A 5,549-nucleotide genomic window follows, 5' to 3' on the forward strand; every position below is an offset into this window, starting at 1 on the left:
CTGTAGCGGAGGCCGCTCTCCCGTGGGCATAATGCGTCCATGACATCCCCCGCACCGCGCCCCGTCCCCTTCCCCGGCTTCGACGTCGTCCTGCGCGGCTTCGACCGCCGCCAGGTGGACGACCTGGTCCGCCGCGCCTCCTCCACGCTGACCGCCCTCACCGGCGGCCCCGTCCTCACCGACGAGGACGGGCGGGCCCTCGACCGGCCCTCCGCGCCGGCGCCCGACCCCATCACCTCCGCGGAACTGGCCGAAGCCCCGGTGGACCTGGTCCTGCGCGGGTACGACCGTTCCCAGGTGAAGGACCTCCTGTCCCGCCTCGTGGAGCTGCTGGCCGAGGCCGAATCACACACGACCCGGGGATAAACAGCCCTGCGAACCTCGTCAACTGCACAATGGGGACCATGCCTCTGACACCGGCGGACATCCGCGAAAAGAAGTTCCACACGGTGCGTCTGCGCCCGGGGTACAACGAGGAGGACGTCGACGCGCTCCTCGACCGGATCGAGGCGACACTCGTCGCCCTTGAGGGCGGCCCGAGCACGGGCGCGCTCATCACGGCCGACGAGGTGCGCAACTCGCGGTTCCGCACCACGAGGTTCAGCCCGGGCTACCGGGAGGACGAGGTCGACGACTTCCTCGACGTCGTGGTCGCCGACCTGGCCGGGCGCGGCCTCGGCCGCGCACGGGACCAGTCGCCGCCACCCCGCCCCGGTGCGTCGGGCGCCTCCGCGCGGCCCCGGCACCAGCGGCCCGGCCCGGACGAGCAGCACGTCCCGGACGCGCCGCGGGGGCAGGAGGCCCCGTTCCGGCCGCCGCGGCGTTCCGGGATGACCCCGAAAGACGTCCGGGAGAAGCAGTTCGCCACCACCCGGCTGACCACGGGCTACAACGAGCAGGAGGTCGACGACTTCCTGGACCGGGCCGAGTTCACGCTGGACGTCCTCCAGCAGGGGCGGCCGGACCGGGCCACGCTCACCGCCGCCGAGGTGGAGCGGATCCAGTTCAGCACCACGCGCGCGCGGCCCGGGTACGACCCGGCGCAGGTGGACCACTTCCTGGACGTGCTCGCCGAGGAGCTGCGCCGGTACGAGCAGCCGCACTGACGGTGACTCCGGGTGAGGGCCCCGGGTGGGACGGCGGACCGCGGGCCGCGTGCGGAACGGGCCGGGGCGACGGCCCCGGACGCGTGCGCGCCCGTCGGGCCGGGTGAGTAGGCCACTGGCCGCGGACACGCCGTAGCGCACACTCCCCATCTTCAGGACAGCGGAAAGTAATATTCGGACACAGGAAGTAGTCGTCCTCCCGCTGTCCCGCAGACCGCGCCCCGAGGGGAGGCAGGATGTCCCACGCGATGCCGCCGGAGGGGCGCGCCACCGCATGTGCGGTGCACGGCGCGCCCGGCTGCCGCTCCGCCGCCGACGCCGGTCCGAGAACCCGTTCCAGGGAAGGGCTGCGGGTGCTCGGCGACGACGAGGAGGTCGTCCCGGCATCCGCCCACCCGTGGGAGGTCCCGCTCCTGGCCGCGTGCGTGGGCGCCACCCTGCTGGCGGCGGCGGGACTGGCCCACGTGGTGTGGTCGCTGTCGGGTTCGTGGCTGTGGGCTGCCGCCGCCCTGGCGGTGGTGCCCGCCGCGCACTGGCAGGCGCGGGGGCTGATGTACGCCCGGCGCAGGGCGGAGTCGGTGAAGATCTCGCCCACCCAGTTCCCCGAGGCCCACCGGATGGTCGTGGCGCTGGCCGCCGAGACGGGGCTGCCCCGGACGCCGGAGGCCTACGTGCGGGTGGGGCAGCGCCGCTGGGGTACCGACGCCGCCGGGCACGGACTGCGCCGGTACCTGGTGCTGTCGGACGACCTGTTCGACCAGTGCGGCCGGGTCCGCGACCCCGAGGCGCTGGCCTTCCTGGTGGCGCACCAGTTGGGGCACGTGGCTGCCGGGCACACCGGTTTCTGGCGGCGGGCGGCGGCACTGGGCGGTGAACTGGTCCCGGGGCTGGGCGCCGCGCTGTCGCGGGCCATGGAGTACACGGCCGACAACCACGCCTACGCGCACGTACCCGAAGGCGCCCACTCGGTGCGGGTCCTCGCCGGGGGCGGCAACCTGTACACCCGGGTCAACATGGGTGAGATGGCGGACCGCGCGCGCACCGACCGGGGCTGCTCGCTGCTGCTCTACCACCTGCTGACCCGACGGCCGGGCAACACCCGCCGCATGGCCGCCCTGCGCGACCGCACCCGGCGCGGCCGGATCTTCCTCTAGACCACCCCTTCGGGCACTGATCCCGCCCGCCCGGCGGGGCCCGCTCGACGGCGCCGGGCGGGCTCCGGATCACTTCCAGTGGCGGCGCATGGTCCAGCGGTCGGAGGAGAGGTCGCGGGAGATGTCGACGATGCTCGGCTCCCCCGTGTCGGATTCGGCCGAGACGCGGAGCAGGTGGATCTGCGTGGCCGGGACGCCGGGCGTGCCCGGGCGGGCGGGCCAGTCACCGATGACCCTGCGCACCCGGTAGGCGCGGCCGCGCCAGGTGAACCGGGCGGGGGTCCCGCCCTCGGTGGAACGGACGTCGATCTGCTCGTTCAGAGGACTCACCCGGCCAGTTTATCGAACATCAGTTCGAACAAGTCAAGCGGCGGCGGCCCGTGCCGGGGACCGGCGGGTCAACCCTCCCAGGACCGGTCGTACTCCGGGTGGGTCCGGTACACGCCGGCGAGGTACTTGACCGCCAGCCGCCAGGCCAGCAGCTCCGACCAGGGGTCGCCGCCGTCGCCGTGCCGGGCTTCGGGGAGGGGGCCCGCGGCTCCGGCGGCCACGAGGGGTTCGAGGCCGCGCATGCCCGCCCGGTGGGCCTCGACGTACCCGCGGACGATCTTGCGCTTGGCCGCGACCTCCGCCAGCGCCCGGTCACGGCCGCGGGTTCCCGCGGGCAGGGCCTCCGACGCGCGCTCGTCCTCGTCCAGGCGCGCGTTGAGGAACTCGACGATGGTCAAGGGACGACTCCCATCCTGTCCGCCACTGCCGCGGGGCCCGGTGTCGGACCCGTACCCGCGCCGGGCCGCTCCGGCGACGGCCCGGCGCGGAGCGGGGCGCTTCCGTCCGGTTCCGGCCACGGGCCCCCGCCCCGGCCGTTCGCCCCCCGCGTCCCCGCACACGTCTGCGGGCACACGCGACGCCTCCGCACCGCCTCCCCGCGGCTCACGTGGGGTCGCAGCCCTCGAACTGGGGCACGCTCGTCACGACTTGGAGGCCGGTCTCACCGAACCAGGTCTCCAGGTACTCCGCGGCGGTGCCGTCCTGGTACATCTCGCTGATGGCCTTGTTGACGGCCTCGCAGGCGCGGACGTCGCCGTGGGGCAGGCCGACACCGTACTTCTCGTCCGTGAAGGGGTTGTTGACGAACCGGAAGGCGTCGGGCTCCTCGGCCAGGAACCCGGCCAGGATCAGGTTGTCGGTGGAGACGGCGTCCACCTCCCCCTCTCGCAGGGCGTCGATGCAGGCGCTGTAGCTGGGCGCCTCCCTCTGCTCGATGCCGATGCCCAGACCCTCGCTGATGCGGACGGCGGAGTAGGAGCCCGCCCCCTGGCATACGCTGCGGCCCTCCAGGTCGCGCACCCCCCGGATGCCGGTGTCCTCGGCGCGCACCAGCACGTCCTGCTTGGCGACGTAGTAGGGGCCGCCGAAGGTGACCTGGGTCTTGCGGGCGGGGGTGATGGAGTAGGTGGCCACGACCATGTCCACCTCGCCGCTGATCAACTGCTCCTCGCGGTCGGCGGAGGTGACCCCGGTCACCTCCACGTCCTCGGCGGCGAAGCCGAGCTTGGCGGCGATGTAGAACGCCACGTCCACGTCGAAGCCCGTGATGCCGCCGCCCTCCTCCAGCCCCAGGCCGGGCTGGTCGGTCTTGACTCCGACGGTCAGTTTGTCGGCGTCCAGGAGCGACTCCTCCTCGCCCAGCACCGCCGAGCAGGCGGGCAGCGCGATCACCGCCGCGGCGGCCAGGGCGGCCGCGGCGGCGGTGCGCCGGTGTCGAAACCTCATCGGCCTGTTCCTCGTCTCTCGGGGGGTGCGGATCCGGTGGGGGTGGGCCCCGGCGCGGGAGGCCCGGCTCAGCGGTACTCGGCCAGTCGGGGGCGGACGCCGAGGACGAGCAGGACCAGCAGCAGGGCCGTCGCGGCGGGCAGCAGCCACGTCCAGGGGGTGAGCGCCGCGTCAGCGCGTTCGATGCCCGCGTCGAACGCCTTCTCGTGCAGGTCGGTCAGCTCGGCCAGAGCGGCCTCGTAGACCTGGAAGGAGCCGTCCTCGGAGTGCGCGACGCCCATGCGGACGTCGACGGCCTCCGACAGGTCGCCCTCCTCGGCGGCCGCGCGCAGGGCCCGGTCCTCGGCCTGGAGGGCGTTGTAGGACTCCAGCACCTCGGCGAGCGCGTCCTCCTGGCCGGGCAGCAGGGTGTCCTGGGCCCGCTGGCCCAGGTAGCCGAGCGTGCCCGGGTCCTCGGGGTCGGAGCCGTCCGCCCCCGGCAGATCCGGGTAGGCGGCGGCCACGCCCCCGATCTGCCCGTAGTAGGCCTCCAGGTTGCTGGCCGGGCGGTACAGCACCTGCTGCGCCCGCTCCAGGTACACCAGCTCGTAGTTCTCGGCCATGTCCCGGTCGAGCAGGTAGCGGCTCTGGTCGGCCTGCATGTCGGTGGAGATGGCCCCGGCCCGCGACAGCGCCATGGCCGCGTCCAGTCCCGCCTCCTTGGCGTCGCGCTGGTGCCCGCCGCTGACGGTGAGGACGAGGACCACCCCGCCGGTGAGCAGGACGGAGAGCGCCGTGGCCGCCAGCAGGGGCGCGTTGAACCGGCGCCGGAAACGCACGCGCAGGTACAGCTGGAGGCCGACCAGCGCGGCGGCGGTGACCGTGCCGACCGCGCCCACCCAGAACATGCCGAGCGCCACGGAGGACTGCCCCTCCTCGTGGTTGGCGCGCACGATCGCCGACGAGTCCAGCCCCAGGTTGAACGCCTTGGGCAGCAGCTCGGCGTGCATCAGCCTCGTGGCCTCGCGGTAGGCCTCCAGGGCCGCCCCGTCCACCCGGCCGGGCGGGGCCTGCGCCTCGTCGTTGAGCAGCCGCGCCTCACCGGCGAGCTGTTCGTAGGCGCCCATCCCGTCCAGGACCGCCTCGACGTTGCGCTCCTCCACGCTGTCGCCCTCGGTCAGCGAAGCCGCCTGGAGCAGGGCCTCGTTGGCCCGGGCCCGGCTGGCCTCGTACCCCTCCAGGGCGTCCTCGCGGCCCGAGCCCAGGTCGTGGTCGGTTCCCATGAGCAGCACGTCGGCCACGCGGGCGTCCATGTCCGCGAGCGCCAGGTACAGGTCGGTGGTCGCCAGGGCCCGGGGGCCGGCGTCGTCCCCGAGCACGCGCAGGCCGTCGCGGGCCTGGCCGAGGGTGGCGGCCGCCGAGCCGAACAGACCGAGGACGGCCAGCACGCACACCGAGGACAGCAGCCACACCCGGGCCGGGGTGGTCGCGGCCCAGCGGCGGAGCCCGGAGGCCCGCTCACGGGCGCCGGACC

At 74.2% G+C, this 5,549-nt stretch carries 7 protein-coding genes; 3 read left to right on the plus strand and 4 right to left on the minus strand.

Translation table 11 applies throughout. The features are described from left to right. Positions 1-39: 39 nt before the first annotated feature. The 3 genes from ABD54_RS25115 to ABD54_RS25125 all read left to right on the plus strand — a co-directional run bounded on the left by ABD54_RS25115 (position 40) and on the right by ABD54_RS25125 (position 2,260). Positions 40-366, plus strand: coding sequence for a hypothetical protein (locus ABD54_RS25115; protein WP_047872023.1), 327 nt, complete (start codon positions 40-42; stop codon positions 364-366). Positions 367-395: 29 nt separating this feature from the next. Further along, positions 396-1,106 (plus strand): DivIVA domain-containing protein, encoded by a 711-nt coding sequence (locus ABD54_RS25120; protein ID WP_047872024.1) that lies wholly within the window; start codon positions 396-398, stop codon positions 1,104-1,106. A 236-nt stretch (positions 1,107-1,342) separates the two neighbouring features. Continuing rightward, entirely contained in the window at positions 1,343-2,260 is a 918-nt protein-coding gene (locus ABD54_RS25125) for a M48 family metallopeptidase (protein WP_047872025.1), read from the plus strand. Between the two features lie 69 nt (positions 2,261-2,329). Here the strand turns inward: ABD54_RS25125 and ABD54_RS25130 are convergent, their stop codons facing one another. From ABD54_RS25130 to ABD54_RS25145, 4 genes are all read right to left on the minus strand, one after another. Continuing rightward, positions 2,330-2,590, minus strand: coding sequence for a DUF6504 family protein (locus ABD54_RS25130; protein WP_047872026.1), 261 nt, complete (start codon positions 2,588-2,590; stop codon positions 2,330-2,332). Positions 2,591-2,658: 68 nt separating this feature from the next. Continuing rightward, on the minus strand, positions 2,659-2,988 hold the full coding sequence (locus ABD54_RS25135) for a DUF6221 family protein (protein WP_047872027.1): 330 nt from the start codon (positions 2,986-2,988) through the stop codon (positions 2,659-2,661). Positions 2,989-3,193: 205 nt separating this feature from the next. After that, positions 3,194-4,036, minus strand: a complete 843-nt coding sequence (locus ABD54_RS25140) for a glutamate ABC transporter substrate-binding protein (RefSeq protein ID WP_047872028.1) — start codon at positions 4,034-4,036, stop codon at positions 3,194-3,196. A gap of 68 nt (positions 4,037-4,104) precedes the next feature. After that, positions 4,105-5,549, minus strand: a 1,445-nt coding sequence (locus ABD54_RS25145; RefSeq protein ID WP_047872029.1) for a hypothetical protein, incomplete at its 5' end; no start/stop codon positions are given.

Source organism: Nocardiopsis sp. RV163 (genome assembly GCF_001029525.1).
Taxonomy (GTDB): domain Bacteria; phylum Actinomycetota; class Actinomycetes; order Streptosporangiales; family Streptosporangiaceae; genus Nocardiopsis; species Nocardiopsis dassonvillei.

What these genes read in the sequence shown, in the direction of transcription:
- ABD54_RS25120 (WP_047872024.1), top strand. Translation starts at nt 396, where the DNA reads ATGGGGACCATGCCTCTGACACCGGCGGACATCCGCGAAAAGAAGTTC.
- ABD54_RS25140 (WP_047872028.1), bottom strand. Translation starts at nt 4,036, where the DNA reads ATGAGGTTTCGACACCGGCGCACCGCCGCCGCGGCCGCCCTGGCCGCC.
- ABD54_RS25115 (WP_047872023.1), top strand. Translation starts at nt 40, where the DNA reads ATGACATCCCCCGCACCGCGCCCCGTCCCCTTCCCCGGCTTCGACGTC.
- ABD54_RS25125 (WP_047872025.1), top strand. Translation starts at nt 1,343, where the DNA reads ATGTCCCACGCGATGCCGCCGGAGGGGCGCGCCACCGCATGTGCGGTG.